The sequence below is a fragment of the Mycolicibacterium sp. P4_G11 genome, from assembly GCF_056555145.1.
The window spans coordinates 62,658-75,417 of record NZ_JBFUJW010000016.1; the positions used below are offsets into that span (position 1 = coordinate 62,658).

The following is a 12,760-nucleotide window of genomic DNA, read 5'->3' on the forward strand; positions in this document are numbered from 1 at the left end:
TGCCCGGCGTGTTTGACAGAAGCGCCGCGCGTGCGGCCGGTCTGGCGCTCGGCTACCTGGCCGATGTGTGCTGGGCCGACCCCCGCCGCGGCCATCCCGTAGCGCTGTTCGGAACGGCGGCCGCCGCCCTGGAGCGCCGTACCTACCGCGACAACCGGCTGGCAGGTGCCGGTCACACCACGGCGCTGCTGGTCGGGCTGGGGGCACTGGGTTTCGGGCTGGAACGCATCGCGCGGGGTCCGGTCGCGAAGACCTTGGTCACTGCCGCGGCGACCTACACGGTGCTGGGCGGCACGTCGCTGGCCCGTACCGGCGCCGACATGGCGGCCCGGCTGGACCGCGATGACGTGACCGCGGCCCGCGAACTGCTGCCGTCGTTGTGCGGGCGGGACCCGGCGTTCCTGGACGCCGACGGGCTGGCCCGGGCCGCACTGGAATCGGTCGCGGAGAACACCTCCGACGCGCAGGTCGCACCGATCCTGTGGGGCGCGATCGCCGGAGTGCCGGGCCTGCTGGTGTACCGCGGCGCCAACACCCTGGACGCGATGATCGGGCACCTCAACCCGCGCTACACCCGGTTCGGTTGGGCGGCAGCACGATTCGACGACGTCCTCAACTACGTGCCGGCCCGCGTGACGGGGCTGTGCGTGCTGGCGGTGTCCGGCCGGCCCGCCGCGGCGTGGCGGGCCTGGCGGGCCGACGCGCACAAGCACCCGAGCCCCAATGCCGGTGTGGCAGAAGCGTCATTCGCCGGTGCGCTCGGCGTGCAGCTCGGGGGACCGACGCAGTACGCGCACCGTCTGGAGCTGCGGCCGACGCTCGGCGACGGTCCTCCGCCGGCCGTCGCGGATCTGAAACGAGCTGTGCGGCTTACCCGCCGGGTTCAGGCGCTGGCAGCGGTGGTGGCAGTCGGGCTCAGCGCCGCCGGCCGTAGCGGTCGGCCATCTTCTCCTCGGCGGTGAGCGGTGCGGCCGGTTCGTCAGGGTCGGGGCCGCCGGAAGTCTCTGTGCTCGCACCGGATTGGGCCTTCTCCAGCCGGCGCTGCCGCATCTCGGCGACCACGAAGTAGCCCAGGCCGATCGGCGCGACGATGCCGAACGCGATCCATTGGATGCCGTACGACAGGAACGGGCCCGCGTCCAGGTGGGGCAGCGCGATGACCCCGAGACCGCCCGGCTGACCGTCGACGAGCTGCAGGTACTCCGAGGTCAACGGCACGCCGGTCAGCTGCGCGATCTGGGTCGTGCTGATCGAGTACACCTGAGTGATGCCGTCCTGTTTGAACGGTTCCTTGCCTGACATGACGGGTTCGGCGTCCCGGAGCCGCCCGGTGATCGTGACCGTTCCCGGCGGCGGCGCCGCGAACGGCGGGACCCCTTCGCCGGCCTTTATGTAGCCGCGGTTCACCAGCACCGTCGGGCCACCGTCGACCGCGAACGGCGTGAGGACTTCGTAGGACGGGTCGCCGTCGTCCGTCCGCAGCCGGACCAGCACCTGCGCCTCGGGGCGGTAGTGGCCCGTCGCCGTCAGCCGTCGCCACTGCGCGTCCGGGGCCGACGAATCCTGGTGCGGCAGGACCGAAGTCAGGGGCACGGGCTCGGTGTTCAGCGACGACGCGATCTGGTTGTTCTCCCGCGAGGTGCGGGTGTTCTTGCCCAGCTGCCACGGCGCGAGGACCGTGAAGCACAGATAGGCGAACGCGATCACCACGACGAACAGGGCCAGCCACTGCGGCCGGAACAGGAACCCGAGCCGGCGCATCAGTCGCCTCGCTCCGCCAGCTGCTTGTCGACCCAGTCGTGCAGACCCGGCAGCGAGGCCTCGATCACCACGAAGGTCTCTTCGAAATCGTCGATGCCGCCGTAGTACGGGTCTTCGACATCCAGCGCGTGGGCGCCCGAACGCGGGTCGAACGAGCGCATCATGCGGACCCGGTCCGGGTCGGCGCCCAGGTCACCGAGGATGCGGGTGTGGTTGCGGCCCATGGCGACGACCATGTCGGCGGCCAGGTGCTCGTCGCTGATGGCCGCCGCGGCGTGCGCGGTGGGGTAGCCGTGCGCGCGCAACACCCGCTCGGCCCGGCTGTCGGCAGGGTCACCCGCATGCCAGCCGCCGGTGCCGGCGCTGGTCACCCGGACCAGGTCGGCCAGCCCGCGCTCGTTGATCTGGTGGGCGAACATCTTCTCGGCCATCGGCGACCGGCAGATGTTGCCCGAACAGATGAATGTCACGTGCACGGGATCAGACACCCAGCACCTCCCGTAGTTCGTCGACGGTGGCGACCCGCCGGACCGTCGAGTCGTCAGTGAAATCGGTTGCGCCGTAACCCCAGTCGACGACGACGGTGTCGATGCCGTGGTGTGCGGCACCGTGGACGTCGTGCGAGCGGTCGCCGACCATCAGCACCTCGTCGGGCACCGGGGCCAGCTGGGCGAGCGCATGGGCGACGACGTCGGCCTTCGCCGACCGGGTGCCGTCGATGCTGGCGCCGGCGACGACCTCGAAATGCTCGTCGATGCCGAAGTGCTCGACGATGCGCCGGGCGGTCGGCTCGGCCTTCGACGTCGCGACGGCCAGGCGCACCCCGGCGGCCCGGAGGTCGGCCAGCAGGTCCTCGATGCCGTCGAACATGCGGTTCATGGACCAGCCGCGGGTGGTGTAGTCGGCGCGGTAGGCGGCGATGGCCTCCTCGGCCTTCTCACCAAGGCCGAGGGAACCCAGCGTCACATGCATCGGCGGGCCGACGATGCGTTCGACGAGGTCACCGTCGGGCACGTCAGCGCCGATCGCGCCGAGCGCATGGCGGAAGCTGGCGACGATGCCCTCGGCGGAATCGGTCAGCGTCCCGTCGAGGTCGAACAGCACCAACTGGGGGGTCACGGTGTCATTGTCCCCGATGAACCTGGGGAGCTGTGCCGCGCACTAGGGTCTAGCTGTGGAACCCGGGGCGCGCTATCACGGTGATCAGGCCGTGGCGCCCGGCATGCTCGACTTCGCGGTGAACGTCCGCGGTGCCGGCCCGCCGCAATGGCTGGCCGACCGGCTCGCGGCCCGGCTGGCCGATCTGGGTAGCTATCCGACCTCCTCCGACGTGGCCGGCGCTCGCGCGGCCGTGGCGGCCCGGCACGGGCGTGACCTCGACGAAGTGGCCCTGCTGGCGGGCGGAGCTGAGGGGTTCGCGCTGCTCCCGCAGCTGCGACCCCGCCTGGCGGCGCTGATCGCGCCGTCGTTCACCGAGCCCGAAGCCGTGTTCGACACCGCGGGGGTGCCCGTCGCCCAAGTGGTGCTGGGGCCGCCGTTCCAGCTGTCGAACGCGTCGGTGCCGTCCGACGCCGATCTCGTGGTTGTGGGCAATCCCACCAATCCGACCGGGGTGCTGCACCGCCGCGACGAGATTCTGGCGCTGCGGGCCCCCGGACGCCTCATCGTCGTCGACGAGGCCTTTGCCGACGCGGTGCCCGGTGAACCGGAGTCGCTGGCCGGCCGGTCACTGCCCGACGTCGTGGTGCTGCGCAGCCTGACCAAGACGTGGTCGCTGGCCGGGCTGCGGGTCGGCTACGCGCTGGGTGCGCCCGAGGTGTTGGCGCGGCTGACCGCCCAACGGCCACACTGGCCGCTGGGCACCCTGCAGCTGGAGGCGTTGACGGCGTGCAGCGAGCCTGCCGCGGTCGCCGAGGCCGAGACCGGCGCGCGACGGTTGGCTGAACTGCGCACCGAGATGGCGGCGGGTCTGACGGCCGCCGGCTTTCCGGTGGCCGACGGCGTCGCACCCTTTGTCCTGTTCTCGGTACCGGACGCCGAACTGGCCCGGAAACACCTGGCGGAGAAGGGGATTGCGGTGCGCCGCTGCGACACGTTCTTCGGGCTGCCCGACGGCTACCTGCGTGCGGCGGTCCGTCCCGAGTGGCCCGTCTTGGTCGAGGCATTACAGGAGGTGCTCTGGTGAGTGTGCCGTTGCGCGATGTGATCGCCGTGCTGGACCGGGCGTATCCGCCGGCACTGGCGCACAGCTGGGACTCGGTGGGCCTGGTGTGTGGTGACCCGGCCGAGGCCGTGGAGTCGGTGACCGTCGCGGTCGACGCCACCGCGGCCGTCGCAGCGTCGGTGCCCGATGGCGGACTGCTGCTGGCGCACCACCCACTGCTGCTGCGCGGGGTCGACACCGTGGCTGCCGACACCGGCAAGGGTGCGCTGATCCACTCGCTGATCCGCCGCGGCGCGGCGCTGTTCAGCGCGCACACCAACGCCGATGCCGCCGCACCCGGGGTGTCGGACGCGTTGGCCGAGGCGTTGGGACTGCAGGTCGACGGCGTGCTCGACCCCGCCGAGGCGCGTGCTGACCTGGATAAATGGGTTGTCTTCGTGCCCCATGCGAACGCCGATGCGGTCCGGGACGCGATGTTCGCCGCCGGTGGCGGCCAGATCGGCGACTACTCGCACTGCAGCTGGATGACGATGGGTGTCGGCCAGTTCCTGCCGCACGAGGGCGCGACGCCGACCATCGGCATGGTCGGTGCCATCGAGCAGGTGGCCGAAGACCGGGTCGAGGTGATCGCCCCGTCCCGGCTGCGTCGGGCAGTGCTGACGGCGATGCGCGCGGCGCACCCCTACGAGGAACCGGCCTTCGACGTGCTCACCCTGGCGCCGCTGCCGTCGGACGTCGGGATCGGGCGAATCTGCTCGCTGCCCGAGCCGGAACCGTTGTCGGCCTTCGCTTCCCGCGTCGCGCGCGGCCTGCCCACCACGTCGTGGGGGGTGCGGGCGTCAGGCGATCCGGACGCGCTGGTGTCGCGGGTCGCGGTCTGCGGGGGAGCGGGCGACTCGCTGCTCGGCGCGGTGACCCGGTCGGGCGTCGACGTCTACGTGACCTCCGATCTACGCCATCATCCGGCCGACGAGCACCGCCGCGCATCGGACGTCGCGCTGGTCGATGTGGCGCATTGGGCCAGTGAATTTCCATGGTGCGAGCAGGCCGCCGGGGTCTTGCGTGCACAATTCGGTGATGCGTTGCCGGTGCTGGTCAGCCAGATCCGTACCGACCCCTGGAACGTCGAGATAACCTGCTGAGAGACGTGAACATGAAAGCTGAAGTGTCGCAACAACGTTTGTTGCTCGAGGTGGCCGAAGTGGACGCCGCGCTGACCCGTTTGACGCACCGGTCGACGCACCTGGTCGAGCAGCAGCGCTTCGACGCAGTGCAGGCCGAGCACCGCGAAGCCAACGACCGGCTGGCGGCGCTGAGCATCGCCGTCGAGGATCTGGACGCTCAGATCGCCAAGTTCGAGTCCGAGATCGACGCGGTCCGCCAGCGTGAGACCCGCGATGAGCAGCTGATGGACAGTGGTTCGGTCGGGGCCAAGCAGGTGGCCGAACTGCAGCACGAGCTGGAGACGCTGCAGCGCCGGCAGGCCGCGCTCGAGGAGCAGCAGCTGGAGATCATGCAGCGTCGTGAAGAGCTGCAGGGCGAGCAGGCCGAGGAGTTGGCGCTGATCGACGCGCTGCAGGGTGATCTGACCACGGCGCAGGTCGAGCGCGACAACGCACTCGTGTCCATCGACGAGGCCCGTCAGGTGGCAGGTGACCGCCGCGTGGCGCTGCTGGGCTCGGTGGCGCCAGAACTGGCCGAGATGTACGAAAAGCAGCGCAAGCTGGGCGGCCCTGGTGCCGGGCTGCTGCAGGGGGCCCGCTGCGGTGCGTGCCGCATCGACCTGGACCGTGGCGAGCTGTCCCGGATCTCCGCGGCCGACGACGACGATGTGCTGCGCTGCCCAGAGTGCGGGGTGATTCTGGTGCGGGTCAAGGACTTCCGCGCCGGGGCTAGTGATTTGTGAGTGCAGGGTCTGTGAGAGTTCTGGTCGAGGCCGACGGCGGGTCGCGCGGTAACCCGGGACCCGCGGGCTATGGCGCCGTGGTGTTTTCGGCCGACCGTGCCGAGGTGCTGGCCGAACGCAACGACTCCATCGGGGTGGCGACGAACAATGTCGCCGAATACCGAGGGTTGATCGCCGGCCTGGAGGCCGCAGCCGCCCTGGATGCCGATGACGTTGCCGTGTCGATGGATTCGAAGCTGGTGGTCGAGCAGATGTCCGGCCGCTGGCAGGTCAAGCATCCGGACCTGATCCCGTTGAACCGGGAGGCAGCCGCGTTGGCCCGGCGGTTCGGGCAGGTGAGCTACACGTGGATTCCGCGGGCGCAGAACTCACACGCCGACCGGCTGGCCAACGAGGCCATGGACGCGGCGGCGGCTCCGGCTGCTTCGGTTCCCGAGCCGAAAGCCGCTGCGGCACAACCGTCCCCACCGGGTTGGACCGGCGCCGTGGGGGCGCCGACCCGGTTCCTGCTGCTGCGGCACGGACAGACCGAGCTGTCGGTGCACCGCCGCTATTCGGGCCGGGGTAACCCGCCGCTGACCGAGTTGGGTCGTCAGCAGGCCGCAGCGGCCGCCGCGTATGTCGGTGGTATCGAAGGAATCTCGGCCGTGATCAGCTCGCCGTTGCAACGGGCGCTGGACACCGCGAAGGCGGCCGCCGATGCGCTCGGGCTGCATGTCACCGTGGACGATGACCTGATCGAAACCGACTTCGGCGATTGGGAAGGCCTGACGTTCGGTGAAGCGGCCAAACGGGATCCGGAGCTGCACAGTCGCTGGCTGGGGGACACCAGTGTCGCGCCACCGGGCGGCGAGAGCTTCGATACGGTGACGCACCGGATCCGCCGGGCCCGCAACCGGATCATCGCCGAGCACGGCGCCACGACGGTACTGGTGGTCTCGCACGTGACGCCCATCAAGACGATCCTGCGGCAGGCCCTCGATGCCGGGCCGGGCATCCTGTACCGCCTGCACCTGGACCTGGCGTCGCTGAGCATCGCCGAGTTCTTCGGCGATGGCGGCTCCGCGGTGCGGCTGGTCAACCAAACCGCCTACCTGTAGACGCTCCCTCCGCACAACACTGGGGTTTGCTGATTCACAGGTTTGTTGCGTCAGGACAGAGCGGGACGGGTAGTTCTCGTTTTTTCGTCGGTTGCGGACATAGTCCGAAAGCTGTCGCCCGCGCAGAATCTGCGTAGCAACATTCCGAACGGTTGTTGAACGCGATTTGACCGCAGCTGGGCAGAGCTGCCGGCGCTGCCGACCCGTTTGGCCATGGACGTCATGGAATTTGTTGGCATCAGTCATGATTCGACCTCAAGGCAGGGGAGTGAATGGTCACGGTCATCGCCGGGCGCGCTGAGGTGACGACAGACGCAAACCACCTGGTCCAGCCGGTCCGCAAGCATCATGGATCTGGCCTGCATCGCCAGTTGGATCGTCAATTGGATTGCCTTCGGCACCGCCTCGAACGGCAGCGCGCTGCCGGTGGCGCGACCGAGGACCTGTTGGCCGGGGTCCAGCGGCTCCGGCGGGAGCTCAATGGTCGTGGGGCGGCTCGTGGGGTCGGGCGCGTGAATGCCATTCGCCACGCCGTCGATACACTGCGCGGCACGTCGTCGCGGGAGACCATCAAGACCGCGATGACGCTGTTGTGCCGGGACTTCGGATTCACCCGGGTGATGGTGTCCACCGTTCGTGAGCACGACTGGCTGCCACGGTATCTGCATGGTCGTGCTGCGACATCTGGCTTCTTCCAGGGGTTCTCGGTGGGCGTGCCCGTCCGGTTCGAGGATTCCGAGGCGGAGGCCGCCCTGGTCCGAGGGCGACACGGGGTCGTCGTGTCCCGCGCGACCGCATCCGCTCGGCAGGACTACCTCGCGGCGCCGATCACCGTGGGCGGCACGGTGATCGGGATGCTGCATGCCGACTTCCCGGCGGCCCCCGACACCACGGTCATGGATCAATTCGATCTGCTCGAGGCGTTCGCCGAGTGCCTGGCAGTGGTGTACGAGCGGGCCGCACTCGAGGAAAAGGTACTGCAGCAGCGCATCGAGGTCGACAAGCTGTGCGCCACGATGGATCAACTCATGACGCGATCGGTGCCCGGGGGTGCGTCGGCGCCGGCGGCGGGTGACGCTGACGCGGCGCCCCAGCAGGCCGGTGATCAGCCCACGTCGCCCGAGTTGACCCCGCGCGAGCGGGAGGTCATGTCCTACGTCGCGACCGGCGCCACCAACCGGGACATCGCGCGGTGCCTGCTGATTTCCGAAGGCACCGTGAAATCGCACCTCAAACGTATCGCCGAGAAGTTCAACACCACCAACCGGGCGGCGGCGCTGGCGATGTACCTGGCGATGGACGCCGGTGTGGGGAGCGGACGGCCACGATGACGCGCCGGGCGATGGTGACCAGACTCAACCAGATTGACGGACACCTGCGCAGCGTGCTCAACCTGCCGCGGCCGACCAAGGCGACCACTCTCGAGCAAGCCATCGCCAACTCGGCGGCTACGACCGAGGAGGTGCTCTTCGGTGATGACGGCGAAGGCATCGCCCTCATGCCGGCCGTGGCTCAGCGGCTCCTGATGGCATCGCTGCAAGCGCAGGTCGAGGCGCGCCTGGTCAGCGGCGACGACTCCGGCGCGACGGCGCGTTCGGTGATCGACAGCATCAGGCGGTTGAAAGCGGCCCCGTCCATGCAGGCGCTCGAGCGTCAGGTGTGCACAGAGTTGTGTCACACCATCGGATTCAGCAGCGCGGTGTTGTCGTCGATAGCGCCCGACAAGTTCATCCCCGTGACATCGCACGGCACGCGCGGCACCGGAAACCCGCTGCCGCGCAACGCCTGCATCGCCGAACAGGACTGCGTCAGGTTCCGGCGGATCGTCCACGCCGACGGCGGTGAGGTGCCCGCCACCGAAGGCTTCTGCGAAATCCTCGGTGCCCCGGACTATCTGGTCGCACCGATCGTCGTCGAGGCGAAGGTGGTGGCACTGGTCCACATGTCGCGCGCCCGGGGCGCCATCGCCGAAGGTGATGTCGACACGCTCGGACTGCTCCTGTCGGTGTACTCATTCGTCTACGAACGATTGCTGAATTCCCAACGGGTGGACCAACTTCGGGTCTCGATCATCGGAGCCGCCGCCCGGCTGGCCGAGGAAGCCGATCGCATTGCGGGAACGGCCGTCAGCCTCGACGCCGGCGGCGACGATGACGGGTTCGAGGCGGTCGCGGCCGTCGACGCGTTCACCGCGACGTTGTCCAACCGCGAGCGTGACGTGTTCGCCAGGATGGTGCTGGGCGACTCCAACGCGGAGATCGCCGATGAGCTCGTCGTTTCGGTGGAAACCGTCAAGACGCACGTCAAGCGGATCCTGCGAAAGATCGGCGCCGCCAATCGGTTGGAAGCCATCACCCTCTATATGGACGCGCAATCCGGATTCGGTGAACAGGCGCAATAGTCCCGCGCCAATTTCTGTGGTGGCAATTCTTCGGCATGCCGTGAATTTTTGCCGACGTCGTGAATCGAGTCGTGCGCAAAATGGTCCTTCTGTCGCGGATTCAGCTATTTCCTGATATGGATTATTTGTGGTGCCATCGCGGAATTCTGATTCCGGCACGCAAGGTGTGGCGCAGGACACAGATGTCCCTCCGATGGGGGGTACCTCACAGGACTAGATCCCTCCATCTGGAGGTGTCGGGCGATGACCTGCATTGATAGCGTCTCCACTCATGTTGGCCGCAGCGATCGCTTATCGACCATATGTAATGGATTACGCGCAATGGTTGGAAAGCGCAGGCGATAAATGGTAGCGATTGCTCGCACTGCGGCTAAGCCGGTCACCTCATTGGGGGGCTTCTTCGCCATGACTTTCGACACCTTTGTGCAAATGTTCCAGCCGCCATTCGCGTGGCACGAATATGTGATGCAGACATGGTTCGTCGCGCGGGTATCGGTGCTGCCCGCCTTGCTGCTGACAATGCCGTTCGCGGTGCTGCTGACATTTACCTTCAACATTCTGCTGACCGAATTCGGCGCGGCCGATTTCTCGGGCACCGGCGCCGCGATCGGCACGGTGAACCAGATCGGCCCGATCGTCACGGTGCTCGTCGTGTCGGGGGCGGGCGCCACGGCAATGTGCGCAGACCTCGGGGCCCGGACCATCCGCGAAGAACTCGATGCGCTGCGCGTGATGGGCATCAACCCCATCCGGTCCCTGGTGGTGCCCCGCGTGCTGGCCGCGACGACGGTGGCATTGGCCCTGTCCGCCACGGTGATTCTCGTGGGTCTGATCGGCGCGTTCCTGTTCTGCGTGGCGGTTCAGCACGTCTCGGCGGGCGCGTTCGTCGGCGGGCTGGACCTGCTCACCGGCCCCGGGGACATCATCGTCGCGTTGATCAAAGCGACCTTGTTCGGCATGGCGGCCGGCCTGATCGCCTGCTACAAGGGCACTTCCGTCAAAGGCGGCCCTGCAGGCGTGGGCAACGCGGTGAACGAAACCGTGGTGTTCACCTTCATGGTGCTGTTCGCCATCAACGTCATCGTGACTGCGGTCGCGATCCAATACACGGTGTCGTGAGGTGAATCGATGACTGTCGACGTCCCCAGCCGCATGCACCCGCGGCTCGACAAGCTGAACAAGACCGTGGTCAATCGGTGGAACAGGTTGGGCGAAGAGGCCGCGTTCTACGTGAAGACCATCACCGCGATTCCGGACGCGGTGATGAATTACCGCGCCGAGCTGCTTCGGCTCATCGCCGCAACGGGTTTGGGCACGGGCGCGCTCGTCGTCGTCGGTGGCACCGTCGCGATCGTCGGCTTCTTGACGATGACCACCGGTGCCCTCGTGGCGATCCAGGGCTACAACCAGTTCTCATCCGTCGGCTTCGAGGCCCTCACCGGCTTCGCGTCGGCGTTCCTCAACGTCCGGATGATCGTGCCGGCGACCACCGCGGTGGCGCTGTCGGCCACGATCGGGGCCGGTGCCACCGCGCAGATCGGCGCCATGCGCATCAACGAGGAGATCGACGCGCTCGAGGTCATCGGTATCCGCAGCATCACCTATCTCGCCTCGACGCGGGTGCTGGCGGCGGTGGTCGTGGTGATCCCGTTGTACTGCGTGGCGGTGATGATGGCGTTCTTCGCCGCGCGGATGGGCACCACCACCATCTACGGGCAGGGCGCCGGCGTGTACGACCACTACTTCAACACGTTCCTCAACCCGACCGACCTGATGTGGTCGTTCGCGCAATGCGTGGCCATGACGGTCGTAATCATGCTGGTGCACACCTACTTCGGGTTCAACGCCTCCGGCGGTCCGGCCGGGGTCGGTGAGGCGGTCGGCGGTGCGGTGCGCTTGTCCATGGTGATCGCGGCCATCGAGATCGTCTTCATCTCACTGGCCATCTACGGGCAGACCGGCAACTTCAACATGGCGGGTTAGCGGGTGGAAACGCGCAAGGGAGATCGACGGATCCCGAACTCATGGTGGGCACTGGCGCTGGTCGTGTTCACGGCAATGTTCATGGTGGTGACCGTGGTCATCTTCACCGGCGCGGCGAAGTCCTACGTGCCGGTGACGGTGATGGCCGACCGCGCGGGACTGGTGCTGGAGAACAACGCGAAGGTGAAGATGCGCGGCGTGCTGGTGGGGCGCGTCAGCCAGATCGACGTGAACAAGTCGGGGGCGACCCTGCAACTCAAGCTCGATCCGGATCAGGTGAAGTACATTCCCGCCAACGTCGGCGCCCAGGTGAGTGTGACGACGGCGTTCGGCGCCAAGTTCGTGGATCTGGTGTATCCGCAGACACCCAGTAGCGCTCGCATTGCCGATGGCACTGTGCTGCATGCGGTCCACACGACAACAGAGGTCGACACGGTCTTCGAGAACATCGTGAATCTGTTGGACATGGTCGATCCGGCGAAACTGAACTCGGTGTTGAGCGCCGTCGCCGACGGCGTCCGCGGCCAGGGCGAGCGAATGGGCCAGGCCACAACGGATCTCAACGAGGTGCTGACCGCACTCAACGCTCGCTCGGACAAGATCAAGGACGACTGGCGGTCGTTCAAACAGTTCAACGACACCTATGGCCAGGCCGCGGACAACATCGTGAAGATCTTGAATGCCGCCAGCACCACCAGCGTCACGGTCACGAACAAGTCCAAGTCGCTCGACAGCCTGCTGATGAACGTCATCGGATTCTCCGAGGCCGGCACCGACCTGCTGGGGCCGAGCAAGGACAACTTCGTCGACGCGATCAACACCTTGGAACCCACGACGAACCTCTTGCTGAAGTACAGCCCGGGATACACCTGCTGGCTGGAAGGCACCAAGAAGTTCCTCGACTCGGGTGCCTGGGGAGTGTTCGGTGGCGACGACGGTCGGTCTCTGATCCTCGACGCGACGCTGCTGCCGGGCAAGAATCCGTACGTCTTCCCCGACAACCTGCCGATCAACGGGGCGAAGGGTGGACCGGGCGGAAAGCCGGGTTGCGGTTCACTGCCCGACATCGCCAAGAACTTCCCGGTGAGACAACTGATCACCAACACCGGGTGGGGCACCGGGCTCGATATCAGGCCCAACCCCGGCATCGGGAGCCCGTGCTACGCCCAGTGGTTCCAGACCACCCGTGCCGTGCCGGAAGCGCCCAGCGTTCGGCAGTGCCTGCCCGGTCCGGCTCCCGGCCCTATCCCGTACCCCGGGGCGCCGCCCTACGGCGCGGCGCTGTACGGACCCGGCGGGGTGCCGCTGTGGCCGGGCGTGCCGCCTGCGGCGCCCAATCCCGCTGACGCACAACCACAATCGGCTCCCGGACCCGCGGCGGAGGTCCCGCCGCCGGTAGACGCGCCTGCGTTGCCGGCCGAGGTGGGCGGGAACTGACCATGACG

At 67.8% G+C, this 12,760-nt stretch carries 14 protein-coding genes; 10 read left to right on the plus strand and 4 right to left on the minus strand.

All coding sequences use genetic code 11. The annotated features are described in order from the left end of the window. Positions 1-8: 8 nt before the first annotated feature. A complete protein-coding gene (locus AC1U2B_RS27615; protein WP_480219288.1) occupies positions 9-962 on the plus strand; it encodes a cobalamin biosynthesis protein in 954 nt (317 codons plus the stop codon). Here AC1U2B_RS27615 and AC1U2B_RS27620 read toward each other — a convergent pair. From AC1U2B_RS27620 to AC1U2B_RS27630, 3 genes are read right to left on the minus strand one after another with little or no spacing between them, the layout of a single operon-like run. Next, entirely contained in the window at positions 916-1,761 is an 846-nt protein-coding gene (locus AC1U2B_RS27620; protein ID WP_480219289.1) for an SURF1 family cytochrome oxidase biogenesis protein, read from the minus strand. The two genes, AC1U2B_RS27615 and AC1U2B_RS27620, sit on opposite strands and share 47 nt — an antisense overlap. Next, positions 1,761-2,249, minus strand: a complete 489-nt coding sequence (locus AC1U2B_RS27625; RefSeq protein WP_418002643.1) for a low molecular weight protein-tyrosine-phosphatase — start codon at positions 2,247-2,249, stop codon at positions 1,761-1,763. Before AC1U2B_RS27625 ends, AC1U2B_RS27620 begins: the two co-directional genes overlap by 1 nt. Next, positions 2,242-2,880 carry an HAD-IA family hydrolase gene (locus AC1U2B_RS27630; protein WP_480219290.1) on the minus strand — a complete coding sequence of 213 codons (639 nt, stop codon included), beginning with the start codon at positions 2,878-2,880 and terminating at the stop codon, positions 2,242-2,244. The genes AC1U2B_RS27625 and AC1U2B_RS27630 overlap by 8 nt, the downstream gene beginning before the upstream one ends. Before the next feature lie 55 nt (positions 2,881-2,935). Here AC1U2B_RS27630 and cobC point away from each other — a divergent pair, with 55 nt between their 5' ends. From cobC to AC1U2B_RS27650, 4 genes are read left to right on the plus strand one after another with little or no spacing between them, the layout of a single operon-like run. Continuing rightward, the gene (gene cobC, locus AC1U2B_RS27635) at positions 2,936-3,946 is read left to right on the plus strand and encodes an Rv2231c family histidinol phosphate aminotransferase CobC (RefSeq protein WP_480219291.1); all 1,011 of its coding nucleotides are present in this window, start codon (positions 2,936-2,938) and stop codon (positions 3,944-3,946) included. Beyond that, positions 3,943-5,067, plus strand: coding sequence for a Nif3-like dinuclear metal center hexameric protein (locus tag AC1U2B_RS27640; RefSeq protein ID WP_480219292.1), 1,125 nt, complete (start codon positions 3,943-3,945; stop codon positions 5,065-5,067). Before cobC ends, AC1U2B_RS27640 begins: the two co-directional genes overlap by 4 nt. Positions 5,068-5,078: 11 nt before the next feature. Continuing rightward, positions 5,079-5,831 carry a zinc ribbon domain-containing protein gene (locus AC1U2B_RS27645; protein WP_071289178.1) on the plus strand — a complete coding sequence of 251 codons (753 nt, stop codon included), beginning with the start codon at positions 5,079-5,081 and terminating at the stop codon, positions 5,829-5,831. Positions 5,832-5,842: 11 nt separating this feature from the next. Then, positions 5,843-6,931 carry a bifunctional RNase H/acid phosphatase gene (locus AC1U2B_RS27650; RefSeq protein WP_480219293.1) on the plus strand — a complete coding sequence of 363 codons (1,089 nt, stop codon included), beginning with the start codon at positions 5,843-5,845 and terminating at the stop codon, positions 6,929-6,931. Positions 6,932-7,173: 242 nt separating this feature from the next. On the opposite strand, the gene AC1U2B_RS27655 is transcribed toward AC1U2B_RS27650, so the two are convergent. Beyond that, a complete protein-coding gene (locus tag AC1U2B_RS27655) occupies positions 7,174-7,461 on the minus strand; it encodes a hypothetical protein (RefSeq protein ID WP_480219294.1) in 288 nt (95 codons plus the stop codon). On the opposite strand from AC1U2B_RS27655, the gene AC1U2B_RS27660 reads away from it, so the two are divergent. The 5 genes from AC1U2B_RS27660 to AC1U2B_RS27680 all read left to right on the plus strand — a co-directional run bounded on the left by AC1U2B_RS27660 (position 7,444) and on the right by AC1U2B_RS27680 (position 12,752). Continuing rightward, positions 7,444-8,262 carry a LuxR C-terminal-related transcriptional regulator gene (locus AC1U2B_RS27660; protein ID WP_480219295.1) on the plus strand — a complete coding sequence of 273 codons (819 nt, stop codon included), beginning with the start codon at positions 7,444-7,446 and terminating at the stop codon, positions 8,260-8,262. The two genes, AC1U2B_RS27655 and AC1U2B_RS27660, sit on opposite strands and share 18 nt — an antisense overlap. After that, on the plus strand, positions 8,259-9,332 hold the full coding sequence (locus AC1U2B_RS27665; RefSeq protein WP_480219296.1) for a response regulator transcription factor: 1,074 nt from the start codon (positions 8,259-8,261) through the stop codon (positions 9,330-9,332). The genes AC1U2B_RS27660 and AC1U2B_RS27665 overlap by 4 nt, the downstream gene beginning before the upstream one ends. Before the next feature lie 345 nt (positions 9,333-9,677). Further along, on the plus strand, positions 9,678-10,451 hold the full coding sequence (locus AC1U2B_RS27670; RefSeq protein ID WP_043399751.1) for an MlaE family ABC transporter permease: 774 nt from the start codon (positions 9,678-9,680) through the stop codon (positions 10,449-10,451). 9 nt (positions 10,452-10,460) lie between these two features. Next, positions 10,461-11,315: an ABC transporter permease gene (locus AC1U2B_RS27675; protein WP_043399748.1), complete on the plus strand. Its 855-nt coding sequence runs from the start codon at positions 10,461-10,463 to the stop codon at positions 11,313-11,315. 3 nt (positions 11,316-11,318) lie between these two features. Then, positions 11,319-12,752, plus strand: coding sequence for an MCE family protein (locus AC1U2B_RS27680; RefSeq protein ID WP_480219297.1), 1,434 nt, complete (start codon positions 11,319-11,321; stop codon positions 12,750-12,752). The last annotated feature ends 8 nt before the right edge of the window (positions 12,753-12,760 follow it).

What these genes read in the sequence shown, in the direction of transcription:
- AC1U2B_RS27670 (WP_043399751.1), top strand. Translation starts at nt 9,678, where the DNA reads ATGGTAGCGATTGCTCGCACTGCGGCTAAGCCGGTCACCTCATTGGGG.
- AC1U2B_RS27645 (WP_071289178.1), top strand. Translation starts at nt 5,079, where the DNA reads ATGAAAGCTGAAGTGTCGCAACAACGTTTGTTGCTCGAGGTGGCCGAA.
- AC1U2B_RS27675 (WP_043399748.1), top strand. Translation starts at nt 10,461, where the DNA reads ATGACTGTCGACGTCCCCAGCCGCATGCACCCGCGGCTCGACAAGCTG.
- AC1U2B_RS27620 (WP_480219289.1), bottom strand. Translation starts at nt 1,761, where the DNA reads ATGCGCCGGCTCGGGTTCCTGTTCCGGCCGCAGTGGCTGGCCCTGTTC.
- AC1U2B_RS27665 (WP_480219296.1), top strand. Translation starts at nt 8,259, where the DNA reads ATGACGCGCCGGGCGATGGTGACCAGACTCAACCAGATTGACGGACAC.